At 81.8% G+C, this 296-nt stretch carries 1 pseudogene; it reads right to left on the bottom strand.

Features of this window, described 5'->3' with window-relative positions:
• Positions 1-81: 81 nt before the first annotated feature.
• Positions 82-296: pseudogene (locus AB0G13_RS10520) on the bottom strand (hypothetical protein); the annotation flags it as partial.

The raw sequence follows: 296 nt of genomic DNA, 5'->3' as shown, positions 1-296 counted from the left end.
CGAGCCGACCGCGCGGGCCGGTCAGCACCCGGCCGACCAGGGTACGGGGGCGGGGGTGGGGCGGGGCGGGAGCAAGGGGGGTCAGCGATCGACGCGCAGGCCGAGTTGGCGGAGCTCCAGCGCGGCGAGGGCGTCGACGGTGGCGTCGTCGCCGCGCCGCCACGCCTCGGCCACGTCGGGCGCGATCCGGGTCAGCCGCCCCAGCGGCTGGGTGGCCAGCGCGCGCAGCGCGAGCAGGTCCCGGCCGGCGGGGGCGGCGGCCAGCTTCGCGGCCGAGGCGGCCCGGCGCATCCAGC

The organism is Micromonospora sp. NPDC023633 (assembly GCF_040640035.1).
Lineage (GTDB): Bacteria > Actinomycetota > Actinomycetes > Mycobacteriales > Micromonosporaceae > Micromonospora.
This window is presented reverse-complemented; position numbering and strand designations above follow the sequence as displayed.